Here is a 17857-nt window from a genome sequence, read left to right on the forward strand (position 1 = left end):
AGCGTCGCCGTGATGGTACGGCAAGATACTTTCCAATAGCGGAAAGTTTTTATGCGTAAGCCACCCATCCCCTGAAGCTGAAGGCGGTGTAGAAAAGCGCGACACCCGAAAAGCCCGCCTCGCGCAACATGGTCTCCTCTTCCTCGGGTGCGAGGATATGCAGCCTTTCACGCATCGCCTTGCGCGCATTCTCGACGCGGGCGGGGTCTGTTCCATCGATGGCGCCAAAGGCGAGATGCCGATCGATCCAGATCGATCGCTCCGGCTCGCTCTGGAGAAAGCTCATATGCGCAATCACGAAGGGCGCGCCGGGCTTCAGGCGGCGGCGAATTTGCAAAAGGGTTTCAAGTCGTTGCTCGATCGGGATATGGTGAAACGTCAGGAGACAAACGGCGGCATCGAACGGTCCCTCGGGCGCGACATCAATGTTGCCCTGATGAAAACCGATACGGCCGCCGTACTCTCCGGCGACCTGCCGCGCCAGTTGCAGCATGTCGGCGGAGGGGTCGACGCCGTCGAAAGTCCAGCTCGCATGTGCCTCGGCAAGGGCTTTAAGCTCCAGCCCGCCACCGGCGCCGAGGACAAGAGCGCGACCATCGTCAGGCATGCGCTCTGCCATCAGCAACGCCGCCATCCGGTGCAGGCTTGAAAAGCCGGGAACCTGTCGTGGTGGACCTTCGAGATAGGATTTGGCGGCATCGCCGCTGAAGGCAGATGCCGCCGTGTGAGACGGGGAGTGGCCAGGATGATCACCGTTCTTCATGTAACTTTTATTAGTACATGATTTCTGGCCTGTCAATTCGTGGGGCTATTTCGCAAACTTGCGCGCCCCGGCGACGCAGAGAATGACGGCAACCGTCACCGCGAGCATGGACCAGCTCACCGTTTCCCGCAGCAATGTGGCGGCAAGCGCCAGGCCGAAGAAGGGCTGCAGCAGCTGCAATTGGCCAACAGCGGCAATGCCGCCCTGCGCAAGGCCGCGATACCAGAAGATGAAGCCGATCAGCATGCTGAAGAGTGAGACATAGGCAAGGCCTAGCATGGCCGGCGTCTGGATCTCGGCAAAGCTCGGCGGCCGGTAGGCGATGGCCGCGACGATCATGACCGGCAACGATACCACCAGAGCCCAGGAAATCACTTGCCAGCCGCCAAGCCGGCGCGACAGCCGCGCACCCTCGGCATAACCGAGCCCGCAAACGATGATCGCGCCGAGCATCAGCGCATCGCCAACAGGCGAGGCGGTCAGCCCCTGCATCAGCGCAAAACCGGCCACAAGCGCGCTGCCGAGCAGCGAGAAGAGCCAGAAAGCCGGCTTCGGCCGCTCGCCGCCCCTGATGACGCCGAAGATTGCGGTTGCGAGCGGCAATAGGCCGATGAAGACGATGGAATGCGCCGAGGTCACATGCTGCAGCGCCAGCGCCGTCAGCAGCGGGAAGCCAACGACGACGCCGAGCGCTATGACGACGAGCGAGATGAGATCCTGCCGCGAAGGACGCTTTTCCCGAAAGACGATCAGCAGGCAGAGCGCCAGGATGCCGGCAATCGCCGCTCGGGCCACCGTCAGAAAAACCGGATCGAGCTGCATGACGGCCACGCGTGTGGCAGGCAGCGATCCGCTGAAAATGAGCACGCCGATAAAACCATTGATCCATCCGGTCGCTGTGCGATCCATGTAGGCACTCCTTTGTTTGCCCCATGCTTATCCGCTTTCCGCACTGGCGCTGCCAGCCACAGTTCGATACAGTTTTCTGAAACTGTTATGGTTAGGGAACCAGTACGGATGGACGAACAGATACAGGCAGGCAGCCGGGTCGGCATGGTCATGGCGACCATCCGCCAGCGCATCGCCGGCCGCAGCCTCACACCCGGCGCCAAGCTGCCCTCGATCCGCAGCCTGTCGGGAACCTTGAAAGTCTCGGCTTCGACCGTGGTCGATGCCTATGAGCGGCTGGTCGCCGAAGGCGCGATCCTCTCGCGCCCCGGCTCCGGCTTCTATGTCGCGAGCCAGACGGCTCCGCTCTCGCTCGCCGATATTGGCCCGAAGCTCGACCGCGCCGTCGATCCCTTCTGGGTATCGCGGCAATCGCTGGAGGCGCAGGAAAGCGACCTCAAACCCGGCTGCGGCTGGCTGCCGCCTGCATGGCTTCCGGAAGAGGCGATCCGCCGAACCCTTCGATCCCTGTCGCGCGCCGATGCCGCAAGCCTCTCCGATTACGGCGCGCCTCTTGGCCTCAAGCCGCTGCGGCAGCTGATCGCACGCCGCGCGGCGGAGCGCGGCATCGAGGCATCGCCGGACCAGGTCATGCTCACCGAATCCGGCACGCAGGCGATCGATTTCCTCTGCCGTTTCCTGATCGAGCCCGGCGATACCGTGCTGGTGGATGACCCCTGTTATTTCAATTTCCATGCCCTGCTCAGAGCCCACCGCGCCAAGGTCGTCAGCGTTCCCTATACGCCCTCCGGCCCCGATATCGAGCTCTTCGCCGCAGCGCTTACCGAGCACCGGCCGCGCCTCTACATCACCAATTCCGCAATCCACAATCCGACAGGCGCCACGCTCTCGCCGGTTACGGCGCACCGGCTCCTGAAGCTTGCCGAACAACACGGCCTCACCATCATCGAGGACGATATTTTCGCTGATTTCGAACTGATGCCGGCACCACGCCTTGCTGCCTTCGACGGCCTCGATCGTGTCATCCATATCGGCAGCTTCTCCAAGACGCTCTCGGCCGCCGCCCGCTGTGGCTTCATCGCCGCACGGCCGGAATGGATCGAAGGCCTGATCGACCTCAAGATCGCTACCTCATTCGGCGGCGCCCGGCTGAATGCCGAACTGGTGCTTGGTGTGCTCAGCGACGGCAGCTATCGCAAACATGCAGAGGGCCTGCGCAGCCGCCTCTCGAAGGCGATGTTCGAGGTGGCAACCCGGCTGAAATCACTGGGCATTCGCCCCTGGCTGGAGCCGCAGGCCGGCATGTTCCTCTGGTGCCATCTGCCGGATGGTCTGGATGCCGCGGCGGTCGCGCGTGCAGCACTTGCCCGGAATGTCGTACTCGCGCCGGGCAACGCCTTCAGCCTGTCGCAATCCGCCACCGGCTTCATGCGCTTCAATGTCTCGCAGACGCTGGAAAGCAGGGTATTTGATGTGCTTAGGGATGCGCTTAGGCAGGCGGAACGGTCCGCTGAGTGATACGCTGTCGCATGCCGATGTTTTAGGATGACAGGATCGCCGCCCAACAATATACAGTCAATTTCGGCCGGCCGTATCAGTCCGGATGCGCATTGCGGATTACGACATGAAAGACTGGCATCCAGACCTCAGCCGCTCTTCGAGCCCCCGTTACATGGCGATCGCCGATCTGATCGAGATGGATTTGCGAAACGGCGCACTGACAGCGGGCGACAGGCTTCCTCCGCAGCGCGAACTCGCAAAGCGCCTCAACATCGATTTCACGACTGTTGCGCGCGGCTATGTGGAGGCGCAGAAGCGTGGGCTGGTGGACTCGCATGTCGGCCGCGGCACCTTCGTGACGGGCGGGCAGGGTAGGGAACGGCGCGACCTTTTTGCGGATGCTGCGCCGGATCCGCGCCGGACATCCGTAATCGATTTTTCGATGAACCTGCCGCCCGAGCCTGACGATCCGGAACTTCTGACACGCATGCGCGAAGGCATGTCGGCGGTGGCCGCCAATCTTATCCCGCTGCTGCGCTATCAGGGATTTGGTGGTTCCGGCATGGACAAGGAGGCCGCTGCCACCTGGCTTGCACGCCGCGGCCTACTGCCCTCGCAGGAGCGCATCTTCGTGACACCAGGCGCGCATCCGGCGCTGCTGGCGATCTTCGGCCTTCTGGCAAAGCCTGGCGAAACCGTGCTGTCGGAAAACATCACCTATCCCGGCATGCGCTCGATCGCCGCCCAGCTGCGCCTCAATCTCTCGGGTCTGCCGATGGATGAAGAGGGCATCCTGCCCGATGCCTTTGGAGAAGCCTGCGAGCGCTTGAAGCCGAAGGCGCTTTATCTCAATCCAACCTTGCAGAACCCTCTGACGCTGACCATTCCGGAAAAGCGCCGCGAGGAAATCGCTGCCGTCGCCCGCAAATATCACGTGCCCGTTGTCGAGGACGATGCCTATGGCTTCATCCCGCTGCACGGCCCGCCGCCGCTGGCCGCAATCGCGCCTGATCTCACCTGGCATATCGGCGGCCTCGCCAAATGTATCGGCGCCGGCCTGCGGCTGGCCTATGTGGTGGCGCCGGACACCAAGGCGATCTGGCCCTTCGTCAGCGCCATGCGCGCCAACAATGTCATGGCCTCGCCGATATCAGTTGCGCTCGCGACGCGCTGGATCGAGGATGGTACGGCGGACACGATCCTGCGCTTCATTCGCGCCGAGGCAGGTGCTCGCCAGCAGATGGTGGCGAATATCCTCCCCGAGGGCAGCTACAAAGCCGATCCGATTAGCTTCAACATCTGGCTGCCGCTCACCAATGGCTGGACCCGCTCCACTTTCGGCAGCCACATGCGCTCTTCAGGCATCGGTGTAGTCGCGAGCGACGCCTTCACGGTGGAAGGTGCAGCACCCGAAGCCGTCCGTGTTTGCCTGGGTGGTCCGATCGGCCGCGAGATGCTTAAGGGCGCACTGGACTTCATGGCCCATGCGCTGGAAGGCCCGCCGGAAATGTCGGCGTCTTTCTTCTGAGCCGTTGCTCCGCCTAACGCCTTCAATTCAATCAATAAAGACCCTGCCCCAAACCTCCCCGCAAGGGGAGGGATTTAATCTGCCGCGCTCGGCTGTCACTTATTCGGTGTTTCGGAAGGAGTGAAGGGGCGCCACAAGTTAGCCCTCCCCCTTGTGGGGAGGGTTGGGGAGGGGCTTTTGGCAAGCGCGCAATCTCGTCCGGTTAAGATTGGATCTTCCCTCCCTCGCGCCCCATGAGCCTAACCCAAAAGATCTCTGCGTCATTCTGGCTAATGGACTGGCAATTCCCTTTCAATGTAATTATATTGTATGCATTCATTATGAGGCATTGAATGGATTTCCTGATGCCTCGCAAAGTCGAAAAGCGAGATCGCCATGGACGCCGAATATCCTCCTCTCCCTCCCATGCAGACTGGCATCCGGGGCCGCTGCCCGCGCTGCGGACAGGGGCATATGTTCAAGGGGTTCCTCACGCTGCAGAAGGAATGCGAAGTCTGCGGGTTGGATTATTCCTTCGCCGATCCGGCTGACGGGCCTGCCTTCTTCGTCATCTGCTTTGCCTGCGTGCCGAGCGTGCTGCTCGGCGTATGGCTGGAAGTTGCCTTCTCTGCGCCGCTCTGGGTGCAGTTGCTGGTCACCGGCCCCTTCATGTTCGCCACCTGTATTCCGCCGCTGAGACCGCTGAAGGGATGGCTGGTCGCAAGCCAGTATTTCTATAAGGCCGAAGAGGGCAAGCTCGCCTGATCTCAGGCTGCCAAGGTCTGCTACTGTCAGGCATGCTGACCCTTCACAATGAAAGGCCGTTCGGAAAGCGAGCGGCCTTTTTTGCTGCCCGGGCCGTCACCGGATTTCTCCGAAGCCAAAATGCCGCAGGAGCCCGGTATTCAAGTCCATTGCATTTTCTGTACCGATCAGTACAATGAATAACAATAGGTACAGATTCATCAAGGAGACCAGATATGCCTGCACCGCTTCCTCCCTTCACCCGTGAAACTGCAATCCAGAAGGTTCGCCTTGCCGAAGATGGCTGGAACAGCCGCGATCCGCAGCGCGTCTCGCTCGTCTACACGCCAGACAGCCAGTGGCGGAACCGCGCCGAATTCGTGACGGGCCGTGCCGAGATCGTCGCTTTCCTGACACGCAAGTGGGCAAAGGAGCTGGATTACCGGCTGATCAAGGAACTCTGGGCTTTCACCGACAATCGCATTGCCGTGCGTTTTGCCTATGAATGGCATGATGACAGCGGCAACTGGTTCCGCTCCTATGGTAATGAGAATTGGGAATTCGATGCGGAGGGCTTGATGCAGCGCCGTTTCGCCTGCATCAACGATCTGCCGATCAAGGAATCGGATCGCAAGTTCCACTGGCCGCTCGGCCGGCGGCCCGATGACCATCCGGGCCTTTCCGACCTCGGCCTTTGAGGCCTCAAGGTGAACTGTGAAGACCGTTTATGAACGTGCTGATGTCGTGCCGCTGCTCGCAGAGATCTTCCGCGAGCTCGGCTACGAGGGCACGACGTTGAGCCGCATTACCGAGCGCACCGGCATCGGCAAGGGCAGCCTCTATCATTTCTTTCCTGGCGGGAAAGAAGAGATGGCGGCGGCCGTCCTTGCCGATGTCGACGGCTGGTTCGAACGCGCCATCTACGAGCCGCTGCGCCGTGACGATGCCGGGGCGGCGATCGATGCGATGTGGGACAATGTAATGGACTATTTCCGCTCCGGCAGCCGCATTTGCCTCGTCGGCGCCTTTGCGCTGGACGAAACGCGGCAGCGCTTCTCGCCCGTCATCAGGGATTATTTCGTCCGTTGGATCGAGGCGCTGCGCCAGGCACTGATCCGCGCCGGCTACGCCGAGGATGTCGCGCTTGCCGCGTCCGAAGAAGCCGTTTCGGGCATTCAGGGCGCGCTGGTGCTCTCGCGGGCGCTGGATGACAAGGATATGTTCCGCAGGACCCTAGGTCGATTGGCCGTCAGGCTGGCTGCGACGAGACATGGGGAATAGTCCGTGGCCGCCGCGGCTGGAGCGCAGATGACGCCAATGCAGAAGGCTGCGAGTGAGGGGTTCAGGACATCCTCACTCGTCAGGATTGTGTTTAAGAGTCGTTCTGGGAGGGCAGACGGACCGGGCGCGGATTCTCGCGTTGCGTGCGTACCTGGCGCCATTCGTTTTCCATCTGGTCGACGACGTGCTGGGGGATCTTGGTCGGAGTTTCTGCGGTGGTCGGCATCGTGTCCCTCTCTTCCTCAGCAAGAGTGTGCTTGCGGTTGGAGGCATCGCACAAGAAAAACAGCGTGTAAATCTACCCCGGTCACACTTGAAACGATTAAAAAAATTTCAATCGATTAAGCGGACATTAACCACAGCAGGCCTCGGAGAAAAGCATCATGAACGTCCCACTCGACCGGCAATCCTTCTTCGACACTGTGCAGCACAGCCTGTTCAAGGGCAGCCTCACGCCGGCCCAGATCGAAGGCATGAACGCAATACTCGACTACTGGAACGCGAATTTGGCTACCGCTGATCGGCGCTGGCTGGCCTATATATTAGCGACCGCATTTCATGAGACTGCTTACACCATGCAGCCTGTACGCGAGACGCTGGCGACGAGCGATTCGCGCGCCGTGGAAATTCTCGAGACCGCCTTCGCTTCGGGTCGGCTCTCCTGGGTGAAGTCGCCCTATTGGCGGGCGGATGAGGACGGCAAATGCTGGCTCGGCCGCGGGCTGGTGCAGCTCACCCACAAGAGAAACTATGAGGCGATGAGCGAGGTAACCGGCATCGATCTCGTCGCTCATCCCGATCGCGCCATGGAAATGGCGCCGGCTGTGACGATCCTGATCGAGGGCATGCTGCGCGGCAGCTTCAACAGTCACCGGCTTTGCGATCACCTCAACGAGGAAAGGGAAGACTGGGTCAACGCGCGCCGCATCGTCAACGGCACCGACAGGGCCGAGAAGCTCGCCGACTATGCGCAAACCTTCCTCGCGGCGATCAGCATGGAGCAATGCGGTTTATCGACTTGATCTCAACGCCTCAGGGCGGCGAGCCTCGCGAGTCGAAACTGCTGGGAGGCTGACGACTTCCAACTGCTAGCCAACACACTATCGCGACGATGCAACTGACATTGTCCTGCCGCCGGTTTTCAGCGATAAATTGAATGTCGAGGGTAATGGTCGTGAGAGCTCTAAGGCAAAGTCGTGGGCCACTGTTTGAACCGCTTCAGCTGCCTTGCGGTTTGACCCTTGGTAATCGAATTGCAAAATCAGCGATGTCGGATTCACTGGGCGACGGAACGGGGCATCCGACCGCTGCGCAGATGAGGCTCTATCAACGCTGGGCCGAAGGTGGATTGGCCCTATCCATAATCGGAGAGGTCCAGCTTACCTCCGGCTATGCCGAGAACCCCGGTAGCCTGGTGCTCAACGAAGCATCGGACCTCGAACAGTTCAAGAAACTTGCTCTGCACGGCAGCGAAAACGGCACCAAGCTCTGGCTGCAACTCGGTCACGCTGGAGCCCTTGCCTATGCACCGACAAGCAACCCGAGGGGTCCGAGTGCTTTCGACCTCCAGGGCCTGCGTTGCGCGGAAATCACATTGAAGGAACTAGGCCGATTGCCCTCGCAATATGCAACGACAGCCCGGCTAGCGCAGCAGGTCGGGTTTGGCGGTGTGCAGATTCACGCGGCACATGGATTTCTGCTGAGCCAGTTTCTTTCACCGCTGTTCAACAGGCGGCGCGATGCGTACGGAGGGGAGATCGCCCATCGTATGCGGATTCTGCTGGAAGTTATCGAAGCCACCCGGGTCGCTGTCGGGCCGGCTTTCCCGATCGCCGTGAAACTGAATTCTTCGGACGAACTGGAAGGAGGGTTCGACGAAGATGACGCGCTCGACGTGGTGGCGGCGCTGGACCGATCTTCGATCGACCTGATCGATATCAGCGGCGGGACTTACTTTCCTGGCGCAAAATCAGCCTCCGACAGGGCGGGCCGGGGACCCTACTTCCTCGATTTCGCGAAACGCGCACGCGCTGTCACAACCAAGCCTCTTATGCTGACAGGCGGTTTCAAGACCCGCGGGCAGGCTGAAGACGCCGTGACATGCGGTGCCATTGACATTGTCGGTCTTGCGCGCGCGCTCGTCCTTGAGCCTTCTCTTCCCAATCTTTGGAAAGAAGACCAGAAATCGGAGCCGTCCTTTCCCAGGTTCCCAGACGCTCCGGAGGGTGGGATCACCGCATGGTACACGATGCGGCTCGCCGAGATCGGTGCTGACAACGATCCACCCGATTCCAGCGGCCTCGAACAGGCCGTCCGCGACTATGCGGAACGGGACAAGCATCGAACAAAAGTCTGGCTGGCTCACTTTGCCAACGAGGCAGCCGGAAGCAGTTGAAGCCGACGACGCCAGCCCTATCTGGCGGATGGAGCGAATACTGGTTTCTGACTAATCACGTTCCATCGTCGCGAGGATAGCCGCGGCCATCCGTTTCGCCTGGCGGCCGGGCTCCGCTGTGCGAACCACTTGGGCTACGGCCGTTGCTCCCTCATGAAGAATATTGATTTCGTCCGCCACGCGTCTGGGATCACGGTACCGTGCGGCATGAGCAAGTTCTTCTAAATAGGCGAGCGTCAGGCGCTTGTGCATGCTGGCGGCACGAAACACGGGATCGACGATGTCCTTGTGTTCTCCGGTAGCCGCCATGAAGCTGCAACCCCTGAAGTCCTTGTCCTTGAACCAGAGCTGCAGAAAGTCGAACGTCAATAAAATCCGCTCTGCCGGATCACTGGCACGCTTTTCCACAAACTCCCGCATCTCACGGCGATCCTCCTCGTCGCGCCGCTCGAGCGCGGCAACGATCAGATCCTCCTTCGTCTCGAAGTGCCGATACAACGTCGTTTTCGCGACGCCGCTTTCCGCAATGATCAAATCAACCCCCGTTGCCTGATAGCCCTTCTGGTTGAAAAGGCGGAGGGCCGTTTCAAGAAGATGGTCCCTGATCTCTGATCGCCGCATTGTCACTCCTCAAACAGAACTGATCTGTAGCGACAATTAGGTATTCCAGCAACCAATGGCAACGCGCAAGCGCAGGAAGATTCCTTTAGGCGCCACTTCTGCCAAGGCGGCTCGCATGCCTGCACTATCGAAGGGCGCTGAGGATCGCGCTTTCGTGATTTGGAAACGATACAGTTCTGTAGTATTTCGTTACTAACGATACAGATTTGTATCGTTTTCCTTGGAGGCGAGGAACCTCCGGAGATCAATTCAATGGGAGAAGGAAATGACCCAAGCTATCAATCGTCTCGGCAAGCAGCCGCAGTCCAGGAGCACCTTCGGCATCTTGCATCTGGCGGATACCTATGGCCGTTCGGCGACAACCGCCGGCCTCTATGTCTCGATCACCGTGATTTATGCCTGGTTCGGCGGCATGAAATTTACAGCCTACGAAGCGCAGGGACTCGTCGATCTGGTCAGTAACAGCGCCCTTGTAAGCTGGATGTATGCGATCTTCAGTGTTCGAGGTTTTTCGAGCTTTCTTGGCGTCCTGGAACTGAGCATCGGCGCACTGATCGCAGCAAGGTTCATTAGCCCGGTCTACTCGCTATTGGGAGGCGTCCTGTCTTCGGGACTGTTCGTCACCACCATCAGCTTCATGGTGACGACCCCTGGCGTGATTGTTCCCGAGCTCGGGTTCCCGGCCATTTCCGTCGCTCCTGGACAATTCCTGCTCAAGGACGTCGGGCTACTAGCGCTATCCCTTTGGATTGCAATGGATTCCCTTCTCGCGATCCGGTCCGCCAGAGCCTAGATCCGAGAGCCCGGCAGTTAGCCTTTGGTGCGAACGCCCCGATCTAGCTCGGATCGGGGCGTTCGCCGTTCACTGAAATCGAAACTCGTGCCATTCTGCGAAGCGCGATCTTCTTTTCTGAACGGAGGATTGGTGCTGTGGACGGATTGCCCGGCGGTGCGGAGCCAGCAGGTTTCGAGACATGGGCGGGTTTCAGCGTTATCGGTACGCTGAGCTTCGTACTCGGCTTCGCGATGAACTACGGTTCGATCTGCACCTTCATCGCTACGACCGAGCTGGTTTCCGAGCGCCGACCTGCACGATTTCTTGCTTTGGCCGAATGCGCGGTATGGGCTGGCGTCGGATATATTGTCCTCGATACGTTGCCGACCATGCATGCTGAATGGTCTCCTTTGCTTCATATGGTCAGCGCAGCCATCCTCTTTGGCGTCGGCGTATACGTGAACGGTGCCTGCGTCTTTGGATCGGTCGGGCACTTTGGCAACGGGGACCTGGAGTTCGGCTTCACGTTCCTCGGTATTCTGGTCATCCTCTCCCTCGACTTTGCGCTCGAGTTCCGCCCGGCACCGATGCCGATCAGCGCCGCACCGCCGCTTGCGCTCGGAGCGTTGCTCGTGGTTCTGTCCGTATTTCTCTTTCTAAGACTGGGCGTCTCTTTCAGATCCGAGACGAACTTTCGGCGGCTGACGCTAGCAATGGGTACGATCGGCATAACTTCGGCCACCTTGTCAGAGTTTGCCCCCCGCTTCTCGATCACCACCTCGATTGGATCGATGCTTTCGATCCCAGTGACGAGTTCGCTCATTTTTGTCTGCATGTTCGGAGGCAGTCTCGTTTCGGCGAGAATTCGCGGACATCGCTTTTCGCTAACCTGGCCGACATGGGGAAGTGTGGCGCGAAGGATAACGGGCGGGATGCTGATGGGCTTTGGGGCGCTCCTTATCCCTGGTGGAAACGACACCCTGCTGCTCGTCGGCCTCCCGATGGGAGCGTGGCAGGCCCTAATCGCCTACCTTCTTATGGTTGCGGCGCTTGCCGCGCTGATCGTTGGGTTTGGTTCAGCAGCGCGATCTTGGTCGTAACATCAGGCTCGCCCGTGCGGCTCAAGCTTTGTTGGTCAGTGACGCGACATTGTAGCCCGGTTGAAGGCCCGGGCGGCGCGTGTTATCGCCCGGTTGCCGGCCTTGAGAGCCCAGGCTCAGAGAATTGCCCCAGGAGTGTTCCGCGTGATCCGCCATATCGTCTTCTTCACCGTGCCGGAGGAAAACCGCGAGGCAGTGCGCAGGGGGCTCTCGATACTGACGGGTATCCCGCATGCGCTGAAGCTGGAGATCGGCGAAAACGTCAAGACCGACCAGTGGGGCAATGCTGTCGATTTTGTCGTCTACGGCGAATTCGAGAGTGAGGAAGCACTCGCCGCCTACAAGTCGCATCCCGATTATGATCTCTCGACACGCACGGTAAAGCCGCTCCGCGATACCAGGACTGCGGCCGATTTCGATAGCGATAAGGCAGTCACTACGCCCCTGCAGCATTGACGATGGCGACCGCGCCGCTTCGGCGAAAGGCCTATCCCGTTGAAAATGAATAAGTATTTTTAGCCTCCGGCATATTTGCCGTGATTTATCGGCTAAGTCATTGATTCTGTTTAAGTGATGCATCCAAGGCCAAAACTTCTTTTTGAATTCGATTTCAGCAAAGGCTGCCTCTGATTTTGAAATTCTTTACGCGAAGTTTTGAGGCAAAGTGGATCACTTATTCAGGATCAATGACTTAGCGCCCAAAACACCGCATTTAAGGCTCATTTTGAAAATTCTTATTCATATTCAAATGGATAGGGAGAAATTGGATGCTGCGCCGGTTGCCGATGAATCAATCTGTCAAGAGCCGGAATCAACCATTGAGGAAAAAGCTGCAAATGATTCAGAAGCTTAACGGATTTGCAGTCTTTGGTGCCGACTGACCGGGCTTCCTGCGCCGAGGGCAGGGCGCCGGTTCTCCGCTGGTTGTGGGGACATCATAATCAACAGATTTAAACGGCCGGCCTTGGAAGACGAGCCGGCCGCCGGCAAATGGGATGGGCTTCTCCTGTCGGTCAGGCTGGCTGGACGCTCGGTCTTGCGCCACGCACCAGTGCCATCAGCATCAAAACGAAAACCAGGGCGATGGCCGCAAGCACTGCGCATATGATCACCGTCGGACCGGCGCCGGCACGGTCGAGAACCGCGGTGAAGATGACGGGCGCGATCGCATTGGCGAGGTTCTGCGGCATCGACAGGCGGGCTGTCTGCAGCCCGTATTCCCTGGCCGAAAAAAGGGCGAGCGGAAGCAGCGCACGCGCCACCGCCAGCACGCCGGAGCCGAAACCGTAGAGCAGCACGAAGGTGATGAGCAGCGGCGCCGACGGCGGCACGACGAAGAGCATCAGGAAGCTGAAAAGCATCAGGCTGGCGCCCATGACCGATGTCAGGATCGGATTGCCGCGCTTGCCGAGCAGCATGTCGAGCGCACGCGCCGAGATACCGATCACGCCGCGGGCCGAGCCAAGCTGCAGGGCAAGGGCCGGCGATGCGCCGGACTGGCGGAAGATTTCGAGCAGCGACGGCGAGACGCCGAAGGTGATGAAGGTGCAGAGCGTGGTGGAGACGGCAATCAGCAGGAAGGCCTTGCGCCGGTCGGCCGGCGAAAGCGCCACCGGTGGCATTTCGGCGGCGGCTCCCTGTGTATGGCTTGCGACCGGTTTCGGCAGGGCGAAGAGGTGCAGCGGCAGGCAGATGAAGAATTGCAGGCCGGCGCTGACGACGAAGGTGATGCGCCAGCCGAAGTTTTCGTTGAGCAATGTCAGGATCGGCCAGAAAATGGTGGCCGAAAGACCGGTGAACAGCATGAGGATGGCGATGACGCGCTTGCCGTTCACGCCCTCGCGCTCCACGACGGCGGTGTAGCAGGGCGCCGAGAGACCGAGCGCGCCGCCGAACCCGATTACCACCCAGGCAATGGCATAAAGGATGACATTCGTGGTGGCGGCCAGCAGCAGCAACCCGATCGCAAAGGTGATCGACGAGCCGGCCAGGACCTTTGCCGCGCCATAGCGGCCGAGCCAGCGCCCGGTCGCAGGGCCGGCGAAGGCGCTGATGATCATCATGATCGTCAGGCCGGCGAAGATTGCCTCATTCGGAAGGCCAAGCGATGGCGCGATGACGCGTCCCATGACGCCGAGCATGTCGAAGGTGGTTCCCCAGCCGATAAGCTGGGTGACGGCGAGCACGCCAACCGTCTGCGCCGTACGGAGCGAAAATGATTTTTGCATGGATTTTGAAATGAAATGAATGAAGACGCGTCAAGCGATAGCAGCTTCAACCTGCTGGTGAAAGGCTCGATCGAACAGATCCACCACCGGTCCGACCGATGTCGGGATTTTCGTTGCGGAGGAATACATTACGACAGTTTCCGGCCATCATTCGGAAATCAGGTATATTTCGCGCAATAGTCGAGAATTGTTCTAAAAAACCTGCATAGCCGTGCATTCATTTGCCATTCAGGTCGCTTGAGTACATAGTCTGGGCAAGTTGGCATTACATTGAAAGCACAGCACATGGCCTCTCCTCTGAGCGTCGCAGCATTGGCCGCCGGCCTGGCGGTTTCGGCGCCCTCACCGGACGATACACACACGCTTGTCCTGCGTGTGGCGGGCGATTGCAGCGCCGCAGCCCAGCAGGTCGTGGACGAGACGGGCGGCCAGCTTCTCTCCGTGCAGCCGGTGGGCAATAGCTGCATCATAACTGTTCTCGTTCAGGGTAACGGCCAGCGTCCGCGCAAGGTGACGGTAAAGGTTCCGATGTAAGCGGAATCGGCTTATCAAGGTTCCAGTGATTTGCAGCGGAAGAAGGCGAAGCGATGCGCATTCTGGTAGTCGAAGACGACGTCAATCTGAACCGGCAGCTGAGCGACACGCTCAAAGAGGCGGGATATGTCGTCGATCAGGCGTTCGACGGCGAGGAGGGCCACTTTCTCGGCGACACCGAGCCTTATGACGCGATCATCCTCGATATCGGTTTGCCCGAGATGGATGGTGTGACTGTCCTTGAAAAATGGCGTGGCGCAGGCCGCACGACGCCGGTGCTGATTCTGACCGCCCGCGACCGCTGGAGCGACAAGGTGGCCGGCATCGACGCGGGCGCCGACGACTATGTGACCAAGCCCTTCCATGTCGAGGAAGTGCTGGCCCGCATCCGGGCGCTGATCCGCCGGGCGGCCGGCCATGCCTCCTCCGAAATCGTCTGCGGCCCGGTGCGCCTCGACACCAAGACTTCCAAGGCGATCGTCAACGGCGTCACCCTGAAACTTACCTCGCATGAGTATCGCCTGCTTGCCTATCTCATGCATCACATGGGCGAGGTGGTCTCCCGTACGGAGCTGGTCGAACATATGTACGATCAGGATTTCGACCGTGATTCCAACACGATCGAAGTCTTCGTCGGCCGCCTGCGCAAGAAGATGGGCGTCGATCTGATCGAAACGGTGCGCGGTCTCGGTTACCGCATCCAAGCGCCGACCAATGCGAATTAAGTCGCTCACCGCACGCGTGCTGCTTCTGACCACGGTCTGGTCGACAGTGGCGCTGGTGGTGATCGGCCTGTTGATCTCGACGCTCTACAGGCGCAGCGCGGAGCGCGGCTTTCAGGACCTGCTGCGCGCGCAGCTCTACAACGTCATCAATTCCGTCACGATCGGCGATCAGGGCGCGCTGTCAGGCAGTCCGCAGCTCGGCGACCTGCGTTTCGCCCAGCCGAAGACAGGCTGGTACTGGGTGGTCGAGCCGCTCGGTACCTATACGACCGCGCCGCTCGTCTCGCCCTCGCTGGGGTCTGCGACGATCCCGGTACTCTCTGTCGTCGAAGCACCCTTCGACAAGAACTATGAACGCTACTATCAGGTGACGGACGCCTCCGGGAACCGGGTACAGGTGGCCGAAACCGAAGTGGTGCTCGACACCGATGGCCGCGCCGCACGCTTCCGCGTGACGGGCAATGTCGATGTCGTGGAAGACGATGTCCGCAATTTCTCCCATCGTCTCTATCTTGCGCTGGCAGGCTTCGGCGTCGGCAGTCTCATCGTCAACGCTCTCGCCATTCTCTACGGCCTCAAGCCGCTGGATAAGGCGCGCGCCGCTCTCGAGCGCATCCGCGCCGGCGAAAGCGAGCAGTTGAAGGGTGATTTCCCGCGCGAAATCCTGCCGCTTGCCAATGAGGTCAATGCGCTGATCGACAGCAACCGCCGCATTGTCGAGCGGGCCCGCATGCAGGTCGGCAATCTCGCCCATTCCCTGAAGACGCCGATTGCCGTGCTGCTCAATGAAGCGCGCGTGCTGGAGCGCTCGCATGGCGACCTCGTGCGCAATCAGGCCGAGGCCATGCAGGGACAGGTGCAAACCTATCTCAACCGCGCGCGCATCGCCGCCCAACGCGAATCCGTGCTTGCGCGCACCGATGCCGAACCGGCGCTCGAACGGCTGGTGCGTGTCATGCGTCGCCTGAATGTCGAGACCGAGTTCGAGCTGATCGTCCAGCCGCCGCATCTCGCCGTCGCCATGGAACAGCAGGACCTCGAGGAGACGGTTGGCAACCTCCTCGAAAACGCCGCCCGTTTCGCCAGGAGCAAGGTGCGCCTCTCGGCAGTCGAAGCCGGTGACGACGTGAAGGGAACGGAAGCCAGCGCCCGCAAACATTGGGTGGAGCTTGCCGTCGAGGATGACGGTCCGGGGTTGGAGCCCGATCAGATCCGCGAGGCGCTGAAACGCGGCCGGCGCTTGGATGAGAGCAAGCCCGGAACAGGCCTTGGTCTCTCCATCGTCACGGAAATTTCCAATGAATACCAGGGTCGGCTGGAACTCTCCCGCGGAGAGTGGGGCGGGCTCAAGGCCAAGCTTATCCTGCCGGGTGTGACAAAGGATGTTGCATGAGCAACTGCTTGATGTCACAAAGATAGTGGCAAATGTATAGCATGCTTTGCCTTAATGCTGACACGGGGACTCTGCACTTCGATCGGCTGTTATTTCACCCCTGATCGTGGTTCGATTGCAATGACTCTACGTTCGCAAGGCATGATCGTTTCTTCCCTTCTCGTCGCCGTTGCGCTCTCTGGCTGCACGACGACGAAGGGCGCCACAACGCGCGGTCTCTTCGGCGGCAAGCCCCCGGCTTCCGCTGCTTTCATTTCCGCTTTGCAGGGTGGCATCGTCGGCCGCACCGGTGTGGAACTCAGCGACAGCGACAAGCAGCGGGCGCTGGAAGCCGAATATCGCGCCCTGGAAGGAGCCGCCGTCGGCCAGCCGGTCACCTGGACCGGCCGAGACGCCAATGGCAGCGTCGTGGCCGCAGCGCCCTATCAGGTCGGTTCGCAGAACTGCCGCCAGTACACCCATACGGTCACTGCCGACGGCAAGGATACGCTGGCGCGCGGTGTCGCCTGTCGCAACGAAAACGGCACCTGGTCGCCGCTCGGTTGATCTCTTTTTCCCGCTATCCTTGCGGCCAAAAGCCTCAAATCTTCGTCAACACGGCATTGGCAGTTGGAATGAGGGCGCGCTTCAAGTATTTGGGCCAATATGCTGTTCTGGATTCTCGTGGCCGTCCTGACGGCGGCCGTTGCCGCCATTCTGCTTTACCCTCTTTTGCGTGGAGCAAAGACGGTGGAGGATACGCACGCCGGTGAAGCGGCTGTCTATCGCGATCAGCTTCGCGAACTCGACAGGGATCTCTCGGGCGGACTGATCAGCGCCGATGAGGCCGAATATGCGCGCGCCGAAATCGGCCGGCGGCTGATCGCCGTTTCCGGTGCTGCTCCGGCCGAACTGCGCAAGCCGGCGCGGCATCACCGCTTGACCGAAGCCTTCATCGTGCTGCTTCTGCCCGTCATCGGGCTCTGTCTTTATATGAATACCGGCAGGCCCGACCTGCCGTCGCAGCCGCTGGAGGCACGGCTTGCCAATCCCGGCAATGACATGGCCGTCCTCGTCGCCAAGGCGGAACGGCATCTGGCGCAGAACCCTGACGACGGCAAGGGCTGGGATGTGCTGGCGCCGATCTATTTCAGCACCATGCGCGTTTCCGATGCCGAGACCGCCTATCGCAACGCTATCCGCCTGCTCGGCCCGAGCCCCGCGCGTCTCGACGGTCTTGCCGAAACGCTGATGGCGGTCTCAGAAGGTGTGGTGACGGAAGATGCGCGCAAGCTGCTCGAACAGTCGCTCTCCCTAGAGCCGAACAATCCGCGTGCACGTTTCTACATTGCCCTGAGCATGGAGCAGGCGGGTCAGCCGGAAGAGGCGCGGAGCGCTTTCGA

The 17857-nt window shown here is 60.3% G+C and carries 20 protein-coding genes; 16 read left to right on the top strand and 4 right to left on the bottom strand.

What is annotated here, in order from left to right; all coding sequences use genetic code 11:
• Positions 1–49 precede the first annotated feature (49 nt).
• A complete protein-coding gene (locus FHX06_RS23320) occupies positions 50–763 on the bottom strand; it encodes a class I SAM-dependent methyltransferase (RefSeq protein WP_183881054.1) in 714 nt (237 codons plus the stop codon).
• A 45-nt stretch (positions 764–808) separates the two neighbouring features.
• Positions 809–1672, bottom strand: coding sequence for a DMT family transporter (locus FHX06_RS23325; RefSeq protein WP_112547455.1), 864 nt, complete (start codon positions 1670–1672; stop codon positions 809–811).
• A 108-nt stretch (positions 1673–1780) separates the two neighbouring features.
• Here FHX06_RS23325 and FHX06_RS23330 point away from each other — a divergent pair, with 108 nt between their 5' ends.
• The 7 genes from FHX06_RS23330 to FHX06_RS23360 all read left to right on the top strand — a co-directional run bounded on the left by FHX06_RS23330 (position 1781) and on the right by FHX06_RS23360 (position 9099).
• Entirely contained in the window at positions 1781–3190 is a 1410-nt protein-coding gene (locus FHX06_RS23330) for a PLP-dependent aminotransferase family protein (protein WP_409564433.1), read from the top strand.
• A gap of 106 nt (positions 3191–3296) precedes the next feature.
• Positions 3297–4700: a PLP-dependent aminotransferase family protein gene (locus FHX06_RS23335; RefSeq protein WP_183881058.1), complete on the top strand. Its 1404-nt coding sequence runs from the start codon at positions 3297–3299 to the stop codon at positions 4698–4700.
• A gap of 375 nt (positions 4701–5075) precedes the next feature.
• The gene (locus FHX06_RS23340; protein WP_112970624.1) at positions 5076–5444 is read left to right on the top strand and encodes a DUF983 domain-containing protein; all 369 of its coding nucleotides are present in this window, start codon (positions 5076–5078) and stop codon (positions 5442–5444) included.
• Positions 5445–5659: 215 nt separating this feature from the next.
• On the top strand, positions 5660–6121 hold the full coding sequence (locus FHX06_RS23345) for a DUF1348 family protein (protein ID WP_112970625.1): 462 nt from the start codon (positions 5660–5662) through the stop codon (positions 6119–6121).
• Positions 6122–6137: 16 nt separating this feature from the next.
• Positions 6138–6704: a TetR/AcrR family transcriptional regulator gene (locus FHX06_RS23350; RefSeq protein ID WP_113146338.1), complete on the top strand. Its 567-nt coding sequence runs from the start codon at positions 6138–6140 to the stop codon at positions 6702–6704.
• Positions 6705–7087: 383 nt separating this feature from the next.
• Positions 7088–7726, top strand: a complete 639-nt coding sequence (locus FHX06_RS23355) for a hypothetical protein (protein ID WP_183881060.1) — start codon at positions 7088–7090, stop codon at positions 7724–7726.
• Positions 7727–7872: 146 nt separating this feature from the next.
• Entirely contained in the window at positions 7873–9099 is a 1227-nt protein-coding gene (locus tag FHX06_RS23360; RefSeq protein ID WP_183881088.1) for an NADH:flavin oxidoreductase/NADH oxidase family protein, read from the top strand.
• A gap of 51 nt (positions 9100–9150) precedes the next feature.
• Here the strand turns inward: FHX06_RS23360 and FHX06_RS23365 are convergent, their stop codons facing one another.
• Entirely contained in the window at positions 9151–9720 is a 570-nt protein-coding gene (locus FHX06_RS23365; RefSeq protein ID WP_183881062.1) for a TetR/AcrR family transcriptional regulator, read from the bottom strand.
• 265 nt (positions 9721–9985) lie between these two features.
• Here FHX06_RS23365 and FHX06_RS23370 point away from each other — a divergent pair, with 265 nt between their 5' ends.
• The 4 genes from FHX06_RS23370 to FHX06_RS23385 all read left to right on the top strand — a co-directional run bounded on the left by FHX06_RS23370 (position 9986) and on the right by FHX06_RS23385 (position 12448).
• Positions 9986–10513 carry a YkgB family protein gene (locus tag FHX06_RS23370; protein ID WP_183881065.1) on the top strand — a complete coding sequence of 176 codons (528 nt, stop codon included), beginning with the start codon at positions 9986–9988 and terminating at the stop codon, positions 10511–10513.
• Between the two features lie 137 nt (positions 10514–10650).
• On the top strand, positions 10651–11595 hold the full coding sequence (locus FHX06_RS23375; protein WP_312866592.1) for a YeeE/YedE thiosulfate transporter family protein: 945 nt from the start codon (positions 10651–10653) through the stop codon (positions 11593–11595).
• Between the two features lie 144 nt (positions 11596–11739).
• Positions 11740–12051 carry a Dabb family protein gene (locus FHX06_RS23380; protein ID WP_113017156.1) on the top strand — a complete coding sequence of 104 codons (312 nt, stop codon included), beginning with the start codon at positions 11740–11742 and terminating at the stop codon, positions 12049–12051.
• Between the two features lie 208 nt (positions 12052–12259).
• Complete coding sequence (locus tag FHX06_RS23385; protein WP_162728633.1) at positions 12260–12448, top strand: hypothetical protein; 189 nt, start codon at positions 12260–12262, stop codon at positions 12446–12448.
• A gap of 160 nt (positions 12449–12608) precedes the next feature.
• Here FHX06_RS23385 and FHX06_RS23390 read toward each other — a convergent pair whose 3' ends face one another.
• Entirely contained in the window at positions 12609–13823 is a 1215-nt protein-coding gene (locus tag FHX06_RS23390; protein WP_183881067.1) for an MFS transporter, read from the bottom strand.
• A gap of 285 nt (positions 13824–14108) precedes the next feature.
• Here FHX06_RS23390 and FHX06_RS23395 point away from each other — a divergent pair, with 285 nt between their 5' ends.
• From FHX06_RS23395 to ccmI, 5 genes are all read left to right on the top strand, one after another.
• Positions 14109–14357 (top strand): hypothetical protein, encoded by a 249-nt coding sequence (locus FHX06_RS23395; RefSeq protein ID WP_018114518.1) that lies wholly within the window; start codon positions 14109–14111, stop codon positions 14355–14357.
• A gap of 53 nt (positions 14358–14410) precedes the next feature.
• On the top strand, positions 14411–15082 hold the full coding sequence (locus FHX06_RS23400) for a response regulator transcription factor (protein WP_018114517.1): 672 nt from the start codon (positions 14411–14413) through the stop codon (positions 15080–15082).
• A complete protein-coding gene (locus FHX06_RS23405) occupies positions 15072–16475 on the top strand; it encodes a sensor histidine kinase (protein ID WP_113117916.1) in 1404 nt (467 codons plus the stop codon). The genes FHX06_RS23400 and FHX06_RS23405 overlap by 11 nt, the downstream gene beginning before the upstream one ends.
• Before the next feature lie 120 nt (positions 16476–16595).
• Complete coding sequence (locus FHX06_RS23410; protein WP_112970638.1) at positions 16596–17021, top strand: hypothetical protein; 426 nt, start codon at positions 16596–16598, stop codon at positions 17019–17021.
• Positions 17022–17120: 99 nt separating this feature from the next.
• Positions 17121–17857: c-type cytochrome biogenesis protein CcmI (gene ccmI, locus FHX06_RS23415; RefSeq protein WP_183881069.1), on the top strand; the 737-nt coding region annotated here is incomplete at its 3' end.

It is taken from the genome of Rhizobium sp. BK512 (assembly GCF_014194915.1).
Classification (GTDB): domain Bacteria; phylum Pseudomonadota; class Alphaproteobacteria; order Rhizobiales; family Rhizobiaceae; genus Rhizobium.